Here is a 15,216-nt window from a genome sequence, read left to right on the forward strand (position 1 = left end):
TCACCTCCGAAAGGCCCACCTCGTGCCCATCTCGCGCCCCTTCGCCCAAGTCGACGTGTTCTCGGAGTCCCCGTACCTCGGCAACCCGGTCGCCGTCATCCTCGATGGCGCAGGCCTCACGGACGACGAGATGCTGCACGTCGCACGGTGGACGAACCTCTCCGAGACCACGTTCGTGCTGCCGACGACCGACCCAGGAGCGGACTACCGACTGCGCATCTTCACCCCGGGCGGGGAGCTCCCCTTCGCCGGCCATCCGACCCTCGGCTCGGCGCACGCATGGCTCGAGCGGGGCGGCGCTCCGAAGAACGCTGGGCGTGTGGTCCAGGAGTGCGGCGCCGGACTCGTCGAGGTGCGCATCGACGAAGGACGCCTGGCGTTCGCTGCTCCGCCCACGCTGCGGAGCGGCCCGTTGGAGCCCGAGCTCCTGGCTCGCATCGTCACGGCGTACGGCATCAGCGCAGACCAGGTCACCGCCCACCAGTGGATCGACAACGGACCGGGGTGGGCCGTCGTGCAGCTCGCGTCCGCGCAGGAGGTGCTCGACCTCGACCCCGACCTCTCCCTCCTGCCTGAAGCCATGGTCGGAGCCGTCGGCGCCTACCCTCCAGGGGCGCCGCACGCCTTCGAGCTGCGCAGCTTCGCGCCCGCCATCGGCGTGGACGAGGATCCGGTCTGCGGCAGCATGAACGCGTCGGCGGCCCAGTGGATGCACCGCACGGGCACCGCTCCGGGTTCGAGCTGGCGAGTCTCCCAGGGCACGCGCCTCGGCCGCGCCGGTGACATCACCGTGACCGTCGACGACTCCGGGGCCGTCTGGGTCGGTGGCGCCACGACGACGCTCTTCTCGGGCACGGCACTCGCCTAGCAGCGGCTCGCGCCGACCAAGCCGGCAGACGCGGCACCTACCCCCAGTGGCGGGGTCGCGTGAGCGATTCGGGCAGCTGCGTGGCGTCGTCGCCGAAGGCGGCCGCGAGCTGCGGCTGCGTCAGGTGCAGCACGTGGCGCAGGTCGGCCCCGTGCAGCTCGGCATCCCTCAGGTCGGCGCCGAGGAGGTCAGCCCAGCGTAGGTCGGCACCACGGAGCTTCGCCGCGATGAGCAGGGCACCCCGCAGCTCGACCGCCCGCAGGTCGCTGCCAGAGAAGTCCGTGCCGAGGTACACGCCGCGAGGTTCGATCCGTGACCAGGCGCCGGATGCACGACGCCGCGGGACGTGCATCCGTCGCACCTCGCGGCTCACCGCCCCGAGCAGCTCGCCGGCGGCAGGCCGGCTCGTCTCGACGGCGGCGCGCAGCGAGGCCAGGTCGGGCGAGGCGGCCTGCGCGTCGACCTGATCGAAGAGCGCGTCGATGCGTCGCAGCAGCGAGCGATCGGCGGTGCGACGCCTCGCCTCGGCCAGCAGCCACAGCACTTCGTGCAGCTGGCGCACGAGGGGGAACACGGCGAACATGGCTTCCCGCAGGTCGTCGCCCTCCCGCCAGTCGCCGCCGCCGAAGGTCTCCTGCGTGACCCGCTGCCCGGCGCCATGGCACTCGAAGACGGTGCAGCCGCGGTATCCGCGCTCGAGGAGCGCCGAGTGGATGCCGCAGCCGAGGTTCTCGTCGAGGTTCCGGCACGGCTTTCCGGCGGGCTTCTCGTGCGCGAAGTCGTCACCGCGCGAGAAGGCGAGCGCCGAGCAGCAGAGGGCGACGCAGTTGGCGCAGTCGCTCCGGAATCGCGCGGTGTCGGCGCTCGCGCCGCGCCCGTTGCGCGCGGCTCCGCCGGGCATCGGCACCGTGGGCCGGTGCCGCAGCGGTTCGCTGAATTCACCTGGAGACATCGTGGCGTCAGCCTACGTTTCCGCGCACGCGTGCAGCTGTGCACGGCCGGGTCACGACTCCCCGATCGCCGAGCGTCGCTGGTTCGAGCCGCGGATCGTCCGCGAGCAGCAGCCAAATGTTCGGCGCACCGAACATTGATCTTCTGGCCACCGTAGCGCTATGCTCTGGTCATGCTGACCCCCGCGCTGCGCGCAGCCCGACGGAAGGCCGGCCGCATCGTCGCGGCGGGCCTCGCCCTCGTCACGCTCGCGTCCCTCACCGCCTGCGCCCCCTCCGCTGAGGGCGAGGACAACCGGCCCGTCGTCCTCACGACCTTCACTGTGCTCGCCGACATCGCGAGGCAGGTCGCCGGCGACGAGCTCCGCGTCGAGTCGATCACGAAGGTCGGTGCCGAGATCCACGGCTACGAGCCGACCCCCCTCGACATCGCGAAGGCGTCGGAAGCCGACCTGATCCTCGACAACGGCATGAACCTCGAGGCATGGTTCGAGCAGTTCGTCTCCGGCATGGAGGTCACCCACGCCGTGGTCAGCGAAGGTGTCGAGGAAGTGCCCATCGCGGGCGACGCCTACGCCGGCCTCCCGAACCCCCACGCGTGGATGTCGCCCCTCAACGTGCAGCTGTACGTCGACAACATGGTCACCGCCTTCTCCGACCTCGCCCCCGCGAGCGCGAGCGTCTTCGAAGAGAACGGCGCCGCCTACAAGGCAGAGCTGCAGGCCGTGCACGACGAGCTCGTCGCGGCCATCGAGCCTCTCCCCGCATCGCAACGGGCCCTCGTCACCTGCGAGGGGGCCTTCTCGTACCTGACGAGAGACGCCGGGCTCGACGAGGTCTACATCTGGCCCGTCAACGCCGAGCAGCAGGCCACCCCGCAGCAGATCGCCGGGGTCATCGATCATGTGCGCGACAACGACGTTCCGGCCGTGTTCTGCGAGTCGACCGTGTCGGATGCGCCGATGCGGCAGGTCGTCGACGCCACGGGTGCGGAGTTCGGCGGCACCCTCTACGTCGACTCGCTGAGCGAGGAAGACGGCCCCGTGCCGAGCTATCTCGACCTCATCCGGCACGACGTCGACACCATCGTGGCCGGACTGACCGGCAAGACGGGAAGCGAATCGTGAGCGCAGCATCTAGCCCAGCATCCACTCCTCGGGCCGACGCGGGGCCATCGGCGGGCGGGGCCGCGCCCGCCATCGAGGTCGATGCCCTCACCGTGCACTACGGGGAGGTGCTCGCCCTCGACCGGGCGAGCCTCTCCATCGCCCCAGGCAGGGTCTGCGGGCTCATCGGCATGAACGGCTCTGGCAAGTCCACGCTCTTCAAGTCGATCATGGGCGTCGTGCGCCCCGATTCGGGCACCGTCCGTATTCTCGGGGGCTCCTCGGCGGATGCGCGCAAGCGGGGCAGCGTCAGCTACGTTCCCCAGAGCGAGCAGGTCGACTGGGACTTCCCCCTCTCGGTGCGCGATGTCGTGATGACGGGGCGCTACGGGCACCTCGGCATCACCCGGAGGCCGCGGGCGCGCGACCATTCGGCTGTCGATGCCGCCCTCGAGCGCGTCGAGCTCTCCGAGCTGGCGGGTCGGCAGATCGGCCAGCTCTCGGGCGGTCAGCGCAAGCGCGCCTTCGTGGCCCGCGGCATCGCCCAGGAGGCCGAGGTGCTGCTCCTCGACGAGCCCTTCGCGGGCGTCGACACCCGCTCCCAGGCCACCATGACGAGGCTCCTTCGGGAGCTGGCAGGGCAGGGGGTGTGCATCCTCATCGCCACCCACGACCTGGGCTCCCTCCCAGAGCTGGCCGACGAGGCTGTGCTCTTCAACCGGCGGGTGCTGCTGCACGCGAGCCCCGAGGAGATCATCCGTCCCGAGAACCTCGCCCTCGCCTTCGGCATCGAGACCGGAACGGGGGCGGCAGCATGAGCCTCGTCGATCTCCTCCTCGAACCCCTCGGCTACGAGTTCATGGTGCGGGCCCTCATCACGACCGTCATCACGGCCGTCGTCTGCGCCCTCCTCAGCTGCTGGCTCGTGCTCATCGGGTGGTCGCTCATGGGAGATGCCGTCTCACACGCCGTCCTTCCCGGGGTGGTGCTCGCCTACATCGTCGGGGCTCCCTTCGCGCTCGGGGCGCTCGCCTTCGGGCTGCTCGCCGTCGGCCTCATCGGCGTGATCCGCGACACCAGCAGGGTGAAAGAGGACGCGGCGATCGGCATCGTCTTCACTACCCTCTTCGCGTTCGGTCTCGTACTCATCTCGGTGACGCCGAGCCAGACCGACCTCAGCCACATCCTCTTCGGCAACCTCCTCGGCGTCAGCCCCACCGACCTCGTGCAGATCGGCATCCTCGCCGCGATCGTCGCCGTCGTGCTCCTCGTGAAGCGGCGAGACTTCACCCTCGTCGCGTTCGACGCCACCCACGCCCACGCGATCGGCCTCAACCCGCGTGTCCTCCGCGGCGCCCTCCTCGGACTGCTCGCCCTCACCGCCGTGGTCGCCCTGCAGACGGTCGGCGTGATCCTCGTCGTGGCGATGCTCATCATCCCCGGGGCAACCGCGACGGTGCTCACGCGCAGCTTCGCGCGGATGCTCGTCATCGCCCCCATCGTCTCCGTCGTCTGCTCGGCGGCGGGCCTCTACGCCAGCTACTACCTCGACGCCGCCTCCGGCGGGATGATCGTGCTCGCGCAGGGCCTCGCCTTCCTGCTCGCCTACCTGCTCTCGCCCACGCAGGGCCTCGTCACGTCGCGGATCCTCGCGAGGCGTCGCTCGAGGGGCAAGAGCGCCGAGGCGAGGGGTGCCACAGGGACGGATATCGAAGGGGCGGCTGCCGAGACGAAGACCGCCTGGCGTCCCGACGCTCTAGCTTCCCGACGTTCCAGATCTCCGAAGCTCTAGATCTCCGAAGCTCTAGGCTTCCGTCACCCAGACGGCTCGAGCGGCGACGGGCCCGAGGGCGAACGGAGCCGCGACGCGCCCCGCCGAATCGGCAGCGCCAGCAGCACCTGCGGCGGTGTCGCCTTCGCCGTGATCAGCGACCGATTCCACGTCCGCCACCGTGAGCAGCATCGACTCGGAGTACGGGTCGCTCTCGCCGATCTCGAGGCGCGCCCCGACCGTGAGGCCCTTCGCCGCGAAGTACTTGAGGAGTTCGGCGTCCGAGTCCGAGATGCGCTCGACGACAACCCGCTTCCCTGCCTCGAGGCTGCTGAGCAGGACGGCCTGCGGGATGCTCACCTCGCCAGCGGCGGACGGGATCGGGTCGCCGTGCGGGTCGCGTTCGGGATGCCCGAGCATCGCGTCGATGCGCTCGACCATGAGGTCGGAGACGGAGTGCTCGAGGTTCTCCGCCTCGTCGTGCACCTCATCCCAGCCGTACTGGAGCACCTCCACGAGGAACGTCTCGAGGAGCCGATGCCTGCGGATCATGGTCAGCGCGTGGGCGCGACCCTCGGTCGTGAGGGAGATGCTGCCGTAGCGGGCATGCTCGAGGAGCCCCTGATCGGCGAGCTTGCGGATGCCCTCCGACACCGTCGAGAGCCGCAGCTGCAGGCGCTCGGCGACGATCGTCGCCGTGACGGGCGCATCCGACCACTCCTGGAGGCTCCAGACCACCTTGAGGTAGTTCTGCGCGCTCACCGAGAGTTCTGACACCGACATGCCCACAAGCCTACGGGCAGGGGATGAGTCGGGGCCGCCGTCCGCGCCTGCGCCAACGGGCAGAGCCTCGGCGCACGGCGTCCAAGCTCAGACGCCTCAGACGCCTCAGACGGTTCGGGCGTTCCAGCGGTCGCCGAATCGGCTCCTCCCGGCGAGCATGGTCCACACGGTGGGCCCGAGCGGCGGGTACTCGGTCGCGATGCGACGCATGAGCTGCGCGTCATGCTCACCGCTGGAGGGGGCTTCGTCTCCGCCCCGCTCGAGGGCTTCGGCGCGCATGAGCAGCACGACGAGCTCGTCGACCGTCGGCAGCTCCTGCATGAAGCGCCACGGGTCCTCGCCGCGGCGAGCGCGAGCGTAGATCATGGTCTCGCGCTCGTCCTGCGCTTCGGCGCGCAGGACCTCGAGGCTTGCTCGCCTGGTCAGTTCGTAGCGCTCGGTTTCCACTCGACGAGCCTACGCGCCATGCCACCTTCCCGCTGGGGCTTGTGGAGCGGGACCGGGCGGACGAGTGGGGGCCGCACGGGGGCACGGCTGCGTGAGAGTCTTCTCACCTGCCAGGCTCTGGACTCGTGCGCCCCAGATAATCAGTGGATGCAGGTGACCACGGCGGGCGAGGGGCGGCGGGAGGTGCGGCCCCGCGCTTCGGTGCGGGTTCGCATCCTCGCGTCGATCCTGCTCGTCACGATGCTCGGCATGATCGTCGCGGGCGCGACGAGCTACTTCGCGGCCCGCGAGCGCGACCTGAGCGGAGTCGATGAACGCCTCGTCGCCCTCGCGGAGAACGTCAGCGGCCTCGTGAGCGGCACGGACGCCGCCGCGCCCACGACGTCGGACCCGGCGGCCCCGGCCGCCCCTGCCCCCGATCCGGCCCGTTCCTTCTCGAGCAGCACCGAAGCCCTCGAGCTGGTCATGCAGCGCTTCGTCCCGGAACGCAACGAGGGCGCCCTCGGGCTGGTCGACGGCGTGCCGACGTTCATCCCGGCGACGCCGACGCCGTTCTCCCTCGCCGAGGTGCCCGGCCTCGTCGAACGAGCCGTGGCGGAGACCGCCGACGGTTCGGTGCGCATGGGCACCTTCGTCGACGGCGCTCTCGCCCTCCGCTACATCGCCGTCCCCTTCACGGTCGGCGACGGCTCGAGCGACGCGCTGTACCTCGCGGCGTACGACCTCCGGGCCGAGCTCGCCGACACCAACAGCACCTTCCAGACGTATGCAATGGTCGCCGTCGCGGCGCTCGCCGCCGTCGGTCTCGTGGGCTGGTCCGTCGCCGGCCGCCTCCTCAGGCCACTCAGGGAGCTGCGAGAGACGGCGGCGTCGATCACGGGCAGCAACAGGTCTGCGCGCATCCCGGTCGTCGGCAACGACGACGTCTCCGCCCTGACCGCGACGATCAACGGCATGCTCGACCGCCTCGACGGCTCGCTCACCTCCCAGCGGCAGCTGCTCGACGACGTCCGTCACGAGCTGAAGACCCCCATCACGATCGTGCGTGGGCACTTCGAGCTCCTCGACCCGAACGACCCTGCCGACACCACGGCGACGGTGGCGCTGGCCCTCGACGAGCTCGACCGCATGAGCGAGCTCATCGACGACATCGAAGCGCTTGCCGTCAGCGAGCAGCAGGGACTCCTGAGCATCGCCCCCTGCGACGTGCTCGAGCTGACGGAGCAGGTCCAGGCGAAGGCGAGCGCCCTCTCGAGCCACGAGTGGGTGCTCGGTCAGACGGCGCCGGTGGTCGTCGACGTCGACGCCCGCCGCTTGACGCAGGCCTGGCTGCAGCTCGCCGACAACGCCGCCAAGTACTCGCCGCCGGGCTCCAGGATCGAGCTCGGCAGTCTCGTGGATGCGCGCGGCGAGCTCCGACTCTGGGTCCGGGACGAGGGCGTCGGCATCCCAGTCTCCGCACAGGAGCGCATCTTCGATCGCTTCGGGCGTGCCGAGACGGGCCGCAGCCAGACCGGGTCGGGGCTCGGGCTGGCCATCGTGCAATCGATCGCGCGCGGCCACGGTGGAAGAGTCGAGCTCTCGAGCCGGCCGGGTCTCGGGTCGACCTTCACGATCGTCGTCCCCGCGGACGGATCTGCTGGCCCCGACAGGCCCGGCACCCCTGACCGCTCCGGGGCAAGCGGATCCGATGCATCGAACGGCGCACGACCCCAGCACCCCGAGGAACACCCCCAGGAAGAGGACACCGCATGAGCAGAATCCTGGTGGTCGAGGACGAGGCGCGCATCGCATCATTCGTCGAGAAGGGCCTGAAATCGGCCGGGTACGCGGTGGCGGTCGCGGCCTCGGGCACCGATGGGTTCGAGCTCGCCCGCGGCGGGGACTTCGACCTCGTGCTCCTCGATGTCGGCCTCCCCGGAATGGACGGCTTCGAGGTCCTTGACCGGCTGCGCGCCGAGGGGCACACGGTCCCGGTCATCATGCTCACGGCCCGCACCTCGGTCGAGTCCACCGTGCGGGGCCTCGACGGGGGCGCCAACGACTACCTCGCGAAGCCGTTCAAGTTCGACGAGCTCCTCGCACGCATCCGGCTTCGGCTCCGGGATTCGGGGCAGGCCGCCAGCACGGAGCTCACCCACGAAGACCTGCTGCTCGACCTCCGCACGCGCCGCGTGCGGGTCGCAGGCACCGACATCGACCTGTCGGCACGCGAGTTCGGGCTCGCCGAGCAGTTCTTCGCCAACCCCGGGCAGGTCCTCAGCCGCGAGCAGCTGCTCAGCAGGGTCTGGGGGTTCGACTTCGACCCGGGCTCGAACGTCGTCGACGTGTACGTGCGCTACCTGCGCGGCAAGATCGGCTCCGAGCGCATCGAGACGGTGCGGGGCATGGGATACCGGCTGCGCTGAAGCGGGCCCCGGCGACCGTCACATCTCCGCGTCGGCGGCGTGCCCAAGCGCAAGGTCCTGCCGCCGTCGTTCGTCGACCTCGCCGTCCATCGTCGGGGTCGTCGTCAGCCCTCAGCGTCGTCGTCAATCCTCGCCGTCTTCGTCGTCATCATCGTCATCGTCGTCGTCGACTTGGGAGGGGGCCACCGGTTCCACGGGCACCGGCGCCTGGATGCCACCCGTCGGCAGCGACGGCTGGAGCGGGCCCGACGACGGGCTCGGTGTCGGCGAACCGGTCGGCGTCGGCCCCGAGGAGGAGGCCGGCGATGGAGTCACGCTGATCGTCGTCGCCGGCGACTGCTCGCCGACGATCGGTCCGAGGTTGACGACCTCGCCCGGCGAGGAGCGCAACGACGTAGCCTGCGCGAAGGTGACCCCCGCGAGCACGATGGCGAGCGCACCGGCCCCGGCGAGGGCCACGACGAGCCAGCGAGGTCGGGGCTTCTCGGCGCTCATCGTCTCGGTTCCTTCGAGAGGGCACTCGCGAAATCGAGGATGCGATCAGGCAGCGCATCGAGCCCGGTCCCTCCTCGCACGGCAGCCCCGAACGCGTGCGAGAGCAGATGCGTGAGGGCGACCGCGCTGGATCGGATACTCAGGTCGGGGTCGTCCGTGATGAGCCCGGATCCGCCCGGCTGGGTCCAGGTGCTGGCGAACTCGCCCCAGGCGAACCTGACGAGTTCCGCGAGCTCGAACGTGGCCGTGCGCAGCTCCGCTCTCCCGCCGAGATCGTGGGTGAGGGCCGTCACGATGGCGTGCGCGTAGAGCCCGCCGAGGTCGTCGGCGAGGTCGCCCACGCCAGCCGTGTCGATGTCGACGACCCCCGTGATCGAAGTGCCGCCCCCGGGGCGGGCACTCGGCTCGACGAAGATCTGCCCAAGGTGCAGGTCGCCGTGCACCGTGCGCGCTGGCCCCGGCCGCGCTTCGGCGAGCGCTTGGCGGATGCTCACCGCGATCCCATCGATGTCGGCCCGTCGCGCGGGGAGCAGGTCGTGGAGCCGCAGCAGGTACCAGTCGAGCCCCGTCGTAAGGCTCGCACGGGCTCCTCGTGAGACGGGCGCCGCCCCGATCGACGCGACCAGCGACTGCAGTTCCCCCAGGAACTCGAGCCGAGCCCCAGGAGTGTGGGGCACGTGAGCGTCGGCAGGCAGCCCAGGCATTCGCTCCAGTGCGACGAGACCCGCCTCGCTCCATCCGCGGCTGCGTGGAACTGCGACGCCGCCACCCCCGAGCTCCTCGTGGATGCGGTGCAGCGGCTCTGCGTGCCCCGGCCGGACGACCTTGAAGAACAGCGTGCCGTCCGGGCCGGCAAGACGCAGCACTGCTCGGCGCCCTGGCCGGTAGGCGAGCATCTCGAGCTGGCCTTCTCCGACGGCTCCGAAGCGGGCCGCGGTCTCGCGCGCCGAGTCGGGGAACGCCGTCGCGGGAAGGGCAGGCAGGGCCGGGTCGTGCGGGTATCGCCACACCCTCACCTGCTCGCGAGTCACGGGGTTCTGCACCGTGGTCCAGTTCTGCGCTTCGCCCACCGTCGACGCAGCCGCCGGGTTGGTGGCCGTGTCGATGAAGAGACGGATGCGCTCGTCTGGGCCCTGCTGCGAGGCGAGTTCCACGTCGTAACCCGCGAGCACGCCGTCGCCGCTCGGCTCAGCGCAGGCGAGCGTCACCGACGCCACCTCGCGGCCGGTGCCTGTGGCCACGGCCTCGATCACCTGCCTGGCTGCTGCGAACATGCGCTCCCCCTTGCGGGCCCTGTCGTCGGTCCTACCGCTGAACCTACCGGGGCCAGGCCTCCGCAGCCCGGGAACCGATCAGCTTGTGGACAAGGTGACCCGTTAGGCGCTTGGCACCGAGGGCGGCGTCTGCGCCGACACCGGGCTCTGCGCGCTCACTGGGCTCTGCACGGTCGGCGCGCTGAGCGGAGTCTGGGCCGAGACAGGGCTCGGGGAGCTGAAGACCGGTGTCGCGGTGGGCGACGCACTGCTGTCCGTCGTCGGCGAGGCCGAAGCGGTCGGGGGCGTTGACGGCGTCGAGAGGGCGAGCTGCTCGCCCGGCACGTCGCGCAGCTCGAGGGCGTTGGCGACACCCGCGCCGCCGACCGCGAGGATGCCGAGCCCGAGTGCGCTTGCCGAGCCGACGATGATCCAGGTGTTCTTCTTCATGATGCTGCCTCCTGCTGACTGCCGAGCCGCGAGTTCGCCTCGGTAGACCCAAGCTTCGTGAGCGTTCATGAGACGCACAGTGCTCAGGAGATGAGAGCGCCCTCATCATCGGAGACTCTGGCCCCGGACTCCGACGCGGCCCTGCTGCCCAAACGGGCCGAGTGGCACGAGCACGGGTGAGGGGTGGGCGGATGCGCCTGCATCCGCCCACCCCTCACACCGAAGCCCTCAGTGGGTCATGCCGTCTGCCCGCGGTGCTTGCCCTCGGCGATCTCCTCGACGAGCTTCGCGTTGAACGCGGGCAGGTCGTCTGGAGTCCGGCTCGAGACGAGCCCCTGGTCGACGTGGACCTCCTCGTCGACCCACGTCGCCCCGGCATTGACGAGGTCGGTCTTGAGGCTCGGGAAGCTCGTGAGCGTGCGCCCGTCGAGCACCTTCGCGTCGGTGAGGATCCACGCGCCGTGGCAGATCACCGCAACCGGCTTGTGCGCCTCGAAGAAGTCGCGGGCAAACGAGACGGACGCCTCGTCGAGACGCAGGAGGTCGGCATTGCCGACCCCTCCCGGGAGCACGAGTGCGTCGAAGTCCGCTGCCTTCGCGTCGGCCGAGGAAAGGTCGACGGACTGCTCGTGCCCGTTCTTGCCTGTCACGGTGCCGGACTCGGGCGCGACGAGGGACGCGTCTGCGCCCGCCTCGGTCACGGCGCCCCATGGGCTGGTCAGCTCGCTGTCCTCGAAGTCGTTCGTGAGGAGGAAGGCCACGCGCTTGGTGTCGAGAGTCGTCATTGCTGAGTGTCCTTTCGTCGGGAGAAGTGTGCAGCTCGATCCGGACCAGGGTCCCGGCTCGCAACCGAGCAGGCGTCCACGCTCTCGCACCGACCTCCCCGAACCTTGGACGTCTCGTGTGCGCGCCCTGGCCGTCAGCTGGACGAGCCCAGCAGCAGCTCCCGCAGCGCGGCCTCGCCTGAGCCCCTGCCCACCGCGACGACCCGCCCCTCGTCGTAGGCCTCGATGACGCGCGGATCGATGTAGCTCGACCTCGCGACCGCCGGCGTGTTCCCGAGCAGCTCGGCGGTGTCCCGCACGGCCTGCGCCACCAGCGATTTCCGCTCCCGGACGGTGCCCCCGACCCCCAGCTCGGCGAGCCGACCCGCAGCGAAGACCGTGCCGTGGAGCGTGCGGAAGTCCTTCGCCGTGAACTCGCCCTTCGTGCGCAACCTGATGTCGTCGTTCACCTCTCTGGCCGCGAGTCGCCGCCAAGCCCGCCCGTCCTTCCACGCCAGGATGCGGCGCCCAGGAGAGCCGGCGCCCTTGCGCTCCCCCAGGAACGACACGAGCTCGACATCCTCGATGAGGGCACTCCACGGCACCCCGCTCTTGCCTTTGAACTCGAGCAGCACCTGCTCGTCCTGCAGCAGGATGTGCCTGTTCAGCAAGGTCGTGAGCCCCCGGTGCCCGAACTGCTTCGCCGATCTCTCGCTGCCGACCCGCAGGAACGCCGTGTCGAGGAGCTTGAAGCTCGCGGCGAGCGAGGCATCCCTGCCGGAGCTCGCTGTACGAAGGGCCCTCGTCGCGGAGCGCCGCGCCGAGGGGAGCACCCGGGACAGCTCGAGCGCCCGGTCGAAGGTCACGATCTGCCGCTTCGCCGTCCAGTCGGGATGGTAGATGTACTGGGTTCGGCCGAGCGCATCCACGCCGAGGGCGAGGACATGCGCGTTCTCGTGTGGCGCGATGCGCACGTCCCTCCAGGCCGGTGGGATCGCGAGCGACGCGAGGCGCTCTCGGACTCGCGCGTCGACGATGCGCTCGCCACGCTCGTCGCGGTAGCTGAAGCCATTCCCGGCCGTGTGCCGGGTCCACGCCCCTCCCGAGGGAGTCCACCTTCGCAGTCGAACCATGCCCCTTGGGTAACACCCACCACCCCGTTGTGGCAAGGCTTCAACGCTGAGGATCAGATTGGCGTATTTCTAGGAGGTATCAGCTTCCCTGAGATGTCGTGAGAACTCTCCACAGAACTCAGGGAACATCCCTCAGCGCACATGTCAGTGCGCGAAGATGCGACTATCCGTCTGAGACGGTCGCCAACGACGGCAGGAGCCTCATGCCATTCCCCGTTCCACCTCTCACCGCGACGACGCCCGCCGAGGGCCGCGTCGACCGCCTCTCCGAGAACTCGTACCGGGTCGTCAAAGACGGACGTGTCCTCGGCTTCATCAACAAGATCGACGAGCTCTGCGTGGTCTCGGCGGGGTCCGACCCCGGTGCAGCCTTCGAAGTGCTGCAGACCCGTGACTTCGCGCGCGCCGTCAAGGAGCTCCAAGACCGAGCCTGATCCTTGGAATCCCAGCAGCGCGGCTCAAGGTTTCGTTGGAAGGCAGCGGGCCTCGGAGTCGCGTGTGCCGTCGCTGTCTTGGTCGTGGTGAGCGGATGCTCGCCGACCGGCAGTGCGCCGAGCTCAGAATCCAGCACTGGAACGTTCTCGCCGGTCGCAGCACCCCCGGCCACGGAAACCTCAGGAGCCTCGGAGGCCTCAACGGCAGAGGACGGCGGGGAGCTCGTCTTCGCCGCCACGGCGGACGACCGCCATTCGTGGATCACCGCGGAGGCCCGCGTGACCGGTGTGACCCGGGCGGGCACGTGCGAGTACACCGCGAGCGCCGAGGGCGTCGACACCATCACTCGCACGGCGAAGGCGCTCAGCAGCAACTACGACACGGTGTGCGGTGATATCTCGTTCGAACTCGGGACGCCCGGCACCTACACGGTGACCGTGACCGTCACCGGAGTCACCTCGGAGCCACTGACCGGGAGCACCGAGGTTGAGTTCCTGGGTTCCACCGCCGGCTGAACGCCCCTTACGGCCTGCACCGCCCGAGGTGCCCGCGCCGCCCACGCCGCCCGCACCGCCCGAGGTGGCGCGCCCTCGCCGCTGCCCCGCTCTCCTCCTCCGCACCCCGGTCGCGTCCCCGTCGCGCCCACGCTCGTGCCCCCGCCCGCAGGCCCGGGGCTAACGCACCGCGCTCCCGCTCCGCCCTGCGCTCCCGCTCGCAGACCTAGGGCTAACCCACTTCGCACGGGCCAAACGGATGCGCAACCCCCGGGTCTGTCCGCGCCCAGAGGCCGAGCTCCACTGTGTTGTCACAGGTGCGCCGATCCTGGAGTTCTCCACAGCCGGTTCGCGGGGTCGCGCGCGGGCGGCGCCGCGCACGTAGCGTCGCCGTGTGGCTCCTCCAGACAGATTTCCGCGTTTTCGCGACCAGCTCCCACCCGAGCTCCGGGGCAAGAGCTTCACGGTGGCGGATGCGCAAGACCTGGGTGTGGGCAGGGGCCGGCTGAGGAACCCGGGGCTGGCGAGACCCTTTCGTGGCGTTCGCGTCGATAGTGGCGCAGCAGATCCGGCTGACGAGCTGGAGTCGTCATCGGCAGCGATTCGCCGGCAGCTCCGAGCCCGTGATCTGCAGTACGCGCCGCTCCTCAAGGAAGCGCACGCTTACGGCGCAGTGTCCGCAGCGCGGATCCTTGGCCTGCCGCTGCCGCTGCAGCTCCTCCGGGATCCGCGCGTCCATCTCGTCGTCCCTGACGGTACGAACGTGCCGCGGCGCCCAGGAGTCACCACCAGAATCGTCCCAGCACGGCTCTGGCGCACGTTCACGTTCGCTGGCGTCGCGCTGCCCCATCCCGCGCTCCTCTACGGCCTGATGAGTCTCGACCTCCTGCGCTCGAACGCCGCCTCAGCGCGGCCAGACCTCCTCGGCTTCGGGGACGCGCTTGTCAGCGGGGCCGAGAACTACCCGAACCGCCGCTGGCACGGAACCCTCGAGACGCCCGACGTCCTGCAACGCTTCGTGGCCGAGTGGTCGCCCGGGTTCGGCGCTGCCCTGCTCCGCGAGATGACCCCGCAGCTTCGCGAGAAAGTCGAGTCGCCGTACGAGAGTCTCCTGCGCTTCGTGCTCCACGACTCCGGATATCCGGAACTCACCGTTCAGCACTCTCTGTGTGTCCGAGGGAAGGAAGTCGCGCGCCCTGATTGCGCTGATCTCGAGGCGAAGATCGCCTACGACTTCGAGGGGCTCGGTCATCTGGTGAGTCCGACGCAGTGGAGACGCGACATCCAGCGCGTTCGCCAGGTCACCAATCTGGGCTGGCATTCCGAGCGGCTCACCGTCTCAGACCTCTGGCCGGACCCCAGTGCGTTCCTTGCGCACGCGCACGCCCTGCGAGAGCGCCGGCTGCGCATGCTCGGCAAGCTGTGACGCCGAGCAGCCCCTGCTGACTCGAGGGCCGAAAGCCGAGGGCCGCGGCACAGACCTGGGGCTCGCGCACGCTCCCAGCCCCGCGGACGTGCCTCGCCCCCAGGTCTGCGCGCGCGCCAACCACAGACCGAGGGCTCACGCATCCACAACGCGTGCGGCGCATGCACAACCCCCAGGTCTGCGCGCGCCAGGCACAAACCCGGGGCTCGCGCACGCTCCCAGCCCCACGGAGGCGCCTCCTCCCCAGGTCTGCGCGCCAGGTAGAGACCTGGGGCTCACGCATCCACAACGCGAGCGGCGCGTGCAGAACTCCCAGGTCTGCCCCATGCGAGCCACAGACCTGGGGCTCGCGCACGCTTCCAGCCCCGCGGAGGTGCCTCCTCCCCAGGTCTGCGCGCGGGGACGGGCAGGAGGCTGGCTCTTATACTCCTCT

General features: G+C 70.2%; 17 protein-coding genes. 9 read left to right on the top strand and 8 right to left on the bottom strand.

Annotated elements, in window-relative coordinates; all coding sequences use genetic code 11:
• Positions 1 to 22 precede the first annotated feature (22 nt).
• A complete protein-coding gene (locus C5E05_RS10630; RefSeq protein WP_104341912.1) occupies positions 23 to 868 on the top strand; it encodes a PhzF family phenazine biosynthesis protein in 846 nt (281 codons plus the stop codon).
• Between the two features lie 37 nt (positions 869 to 905).
• Here C5E05_RS10630 and C5E05_RS10635 read toward each other — a convergent pair whose 3' ends face one another.
• Positions 906 to 1,820 (bottom strand): pentapeptide repeat-containing protein, encoded by a 915-nt coding sequence (locus C5E05_RS10635; protein WP_258064835.1) that lies wholly within the window; start codon positions 1,818 to 1,820, stop codon positions 906 to 908.
• Positions 1,821 to 1,991: 171 nt separating this feature from the next.
• On the opposite strand from C5E05_RS10635, the gene C5E05_RS10640 reads away from it, so the two are divergent.
• The 3 genes from C5E05_RS10640 to C5E05_RS10650 all read left to right on the top strand — a co-directional run bounded on the left by C5E05_RS10640 (position 1,992) and on the right by C5E05_RS10650 (position 4,716).
• Positions 1,992 to 2,945, top strand: coding sequence for a metal ABC transporter substrate-binding protein (locus tag C5E05_RS10640; protein ID WP_104341914.1), 954 nt, complete (start codon positions 1,992 to 1,994; stop codon positions 2,943 to 2,945).
• A 71-nt stretch (positions 2,946 to 3,016) separates the two neighbouring features.
• Positions 3,017 to 3,742: a metal ABC transporter ATP-binding protein gene (locus C5E05_RS10645; protein ID WP_258064836.1), complete on the top strand. Its 726-nt coding sequence runs from the start codon at positions 3,017 to 3,019 to the stop codon at positions 3,740 to 3,742.
• On the top strand, positions 3,739 to 4,716 hold the full coding sequence (locus C5E05_RS10650; RefSeq protein ID WP_104341916.1) for a metal ABC transporter permease: 978 nt from the start codon (positions 3,739 to 3,741) through the stop codon (positions 4,714 to 4,716). The genes C5E05_RS10645 and C5E05_RS10650 overlap by 4 nt, the downstream gene beginning before the upstream one ends.
• 12 nt (positions 4,717 to 4,728) lie before the next feature.
• Here the strand turns inward: C5E05_RS10650 and C5E05_RS10655 are convergent, their stop codons facing one another.
• Positions 4,729 to 5,478, bottom strand: coding sequence for a metal-dependent transcriptional regulator (locus C5E05_RS10655; protein ID WP_104341917.1), 750 nt, complete (start codon positions 5,476 to 5,478; stop codon positions 4,729 to 4,731).
• 105 nt (positions 5,479 to 5,583) lie between these two features.
• Positions 5,584 to 5,925, bottom strand: a complete 342-nt coding sequence (locus C5E05_RS10660; protein WP_181058043.1) for a tryptophan synthase subunit alpha — start codon at positions 5,923 to 5,925, stop codon at positions 5,584 to 5,586.
• Between the two features lie 147 nt (positions 5,926 to 6,072).
• On the opposite strand from C5E05_RS10660, the gene C5E05_RS10665 reads away from it, so the two are divergent.
• Positions 6,073 to 7,680, top strand: coding sequence for a HAMP domain-containing sensor histidine kinase (locus tag C5E05_RS10665; protein ID WP_181059525.1), 1,608 nt, complete (start codon positions 6,073 to 6,075; stop codon positions 7,678 to 7,680).
• A complete protein-coding gene (locus C5E05_RS10670; protein WP_104243351.1) occupies positions 7,677 to 8,333 on the top strand; it encodes a response regulator transcription factor in 657 nt (218 codons plus the stop codon). The genes C5E05_RS10665 and C5E05_RS10670 overlap by 4 nt, the downstream gene beginning before the upstream one ends.
• A 123-nt stretch (positions 8,334 to 8,456) precedes the next feature.
• Here C5E05_RS10670 and C5E05_RS10675 read toward each other — a convergent pair whose 3' ends face one another.
• From C5E05_RS10675 to C5E05_RS10695, 5 genes are all read right to left on the bottom strand, one after another.
• Positions 8,457 to 8,828, bottom strand: a complete 372-nt coding sequence (locus C5E05_RS10675) for a hypothetical protein (RefSeq protein WP_104341919.1) — start codon at positions 8,826 to 8,828, stop codon at positions 8,457 to 8,459.
• Positions 8,825 to 10,102: an aminoglycoside phosphotransferase family protein gene (locus tag C5E05_RS10680; RefSeq protein ID WP_104341920.1), complete on the bottom strand. Its 1,278-nt coding sequence runs from the start codon at positions 10,100 to 10,102 to the stop codon at positions 8,825 to 8,827. The genes C5E05_RS10675 and C5E05_RS10680 overlap by 4 nt, the downstream gene beginning before the upstream one ends.
• A 102-nt stretch (positions 10,103 to 10,204) precedes the next feature.
• Positions 10,205 to 10,531, bottom strand: a complete 327-nt coding sequence (locus C5E05_RS10685) for a hypothetical protein (RefSeq protein ID WP_146080598.1) — start codon at positions 10,529 to 10,531, stop codon at positions 10,205 to 10,207.
• A gap of 236 nt (positions 10,532 to 10,767) precedes the next feature.
• On the bottom strand, positions 10,768 to 11,316 hold the full coding sequence (locus C5E05_RS10690) for a type 1 glutamine amidotransferase domain-containing protein (protein WP_104243358.1): 549 nt from the start codon (positions 11,314 to 11,316) through the stop codon (positions 10,768 to 10,770).
• Between the two features lie 134 nt (positions 11,317 to 11,450).
• Entirely contained in the window at positions 11,451 to 12,428 is a 978-nt protein-coding gene (locus tag C5E05_RS10695) for a DNA topoisomerase IB (RefSeq protein WP_104341921.1), read from the bottom strand.
• Between the two features lie 203 nt (positions 12,429 to 12,631).
• Between C5E05_RS10695 and C5E05_RS10700 the strand changes: the two genes are divergently transcribed.
• The 3 genes from C5E05_RS10700 to C5E05_RS10710 all read left to right on the top strand — a co-directional run bounded on the left by C5E05_RS10700 (position 12,632) and on the right by C5E05_RS10710 (position 14,783).
• The gene (locus C5E05_RS10700) at positions 12,632 to 12,862 is read left to right on the top strand and encodes a hypothetical protein (RefSeq protein ID WP_104243362.1); all 231 of its coding nucleotides are present in this window, start codon (positions 12,632 to 12,634) and stop codon (positions 12,860 to 12,862) included.
• Positions 12,863 to 12,940: 78 nt separating this feature from the next.
• Entirely contained in the window at positions 12,941 to 13,378 is a 438-nt protein-coding gene (locus C5E05_RS20160) for a hypothetical protein (protein WP_181059527.1), read from the top strand.
• A gap of 652 nt (positions 13,379 to 14,030) precedes the next feature.
• Positions 14,031 to 14,783 carry a hypothetical protein gene (locus C5E05_RS10710; RefSeq protein ID WP_104341923.1) on the top strand — a complete coding sequence of 251 codons (753 nt, stop codon included), beginning with the start codon at positions 14,031 to 14,033 and terminating at the stop codon, positions 14,781 to 14,783.
• Positions 14,784 to 15,216: the final 433 nt, after the last annotated feature.

The organism is Pseudoclavibacter sp. AY1H1 (genome assembly GCF_002931055.1).
Taxonomy (GTDB): Bacteria; Actinomycetota; Actinomycetes; order Actinomycetales; family Microbacteriaceae; genus Pseudoclavibacter.

Excerpts from the sequence above, each read along its gene's own strand:
- C5E05_RS10680 (WP_104341920.1), bottom strand. The coding sequence starts at position 10,102 with ATGTTCGCAGCAGCCAGGCAGGTGATCGAGGCCGTGGCCACAGGCACC.
- C5E05_RS10670 (WP_104243351.1), top strand. The coding sequence starts at position 7,677 with ATGAGCAGAATCCTGGTGGTCGAGGACGAGGCGCGCATCGCATCATTC.
- C5E05_RS10650 (WP_104341916.1), top strand. The coding sequence starts at position 3,739 with ATGAGCCTCGTCGATCTCCTCCTCGAACCCCTCGGCTACGAGTTCATG.
- C5E05_RS10635 (WP_258064835.1), bottom strand. The coding sequence starts at position 1,820 with ATGTCTCCAGGTGAATTCAGCGAACCGCTGCGGCACCGGCCCACGGTG.
- C5E05_RS10700 (WP_104243362.1), top strand. The coding sequence starts at position 12,632 with ATGCCATTCCCCGTTCCACCTCTCACCGCGACGACGCCCGCCGAGGGC.
- C5E05_RS10695 (WP_104341921.1), bottom strand. The coding sequence starts at position 12,428 with ATGGTTCGACTGCGAAGGTGGACTCCCTCGGGAGGGGCGTGGACCCGG.
- C5E05_RS10655 (WP_104341917.1), bottom strand. The coding sequence starts at position 5,478 with ATGTCGGTGTCAGAACTCTCGGTGAGCGCGCAGAACTACCTCAAGGTG.
- C5E05_RS10690 (WP_104243358.1), bottom strand. The coding sequence starts at position 11,316 with ATGACGACTCTCGACACCAAGCGCGTGGCCTTCCTCCTCACGAACGAC.
- C5E05_RS10685 (WP_146080598.1), bottom strand. The coding sequence starts at position 10,531 with ATGAAGAAGAACACCTGGATCATCGTCGGCTCGGCAAGCGCACTCGGG.
- C5E05_RS10675 (WP_104341919.1), bottom strand. The coding sequence starts at position 8,828 with ATGAGCGCCGAGAAGCCCCGACCTCGCTGGCTCGTCGTGGCCCTCGCC.
- C5E05_RS10640 (WP_104341914.1), top strand. The coding sequence starts at position 1,992 with ATGCTGACCCCCGCGCTGCGCGCAGCCCGACGGAAGGCCGGCCGCATC.
- C5E05_RS10665 (WP_181059525.1), top strand. The coding sequence starts at position 6,073 with ATGCAGGTGACCACGGCGGGCGAGGGGCGGCGGGAGGTGCGGCCCCGC.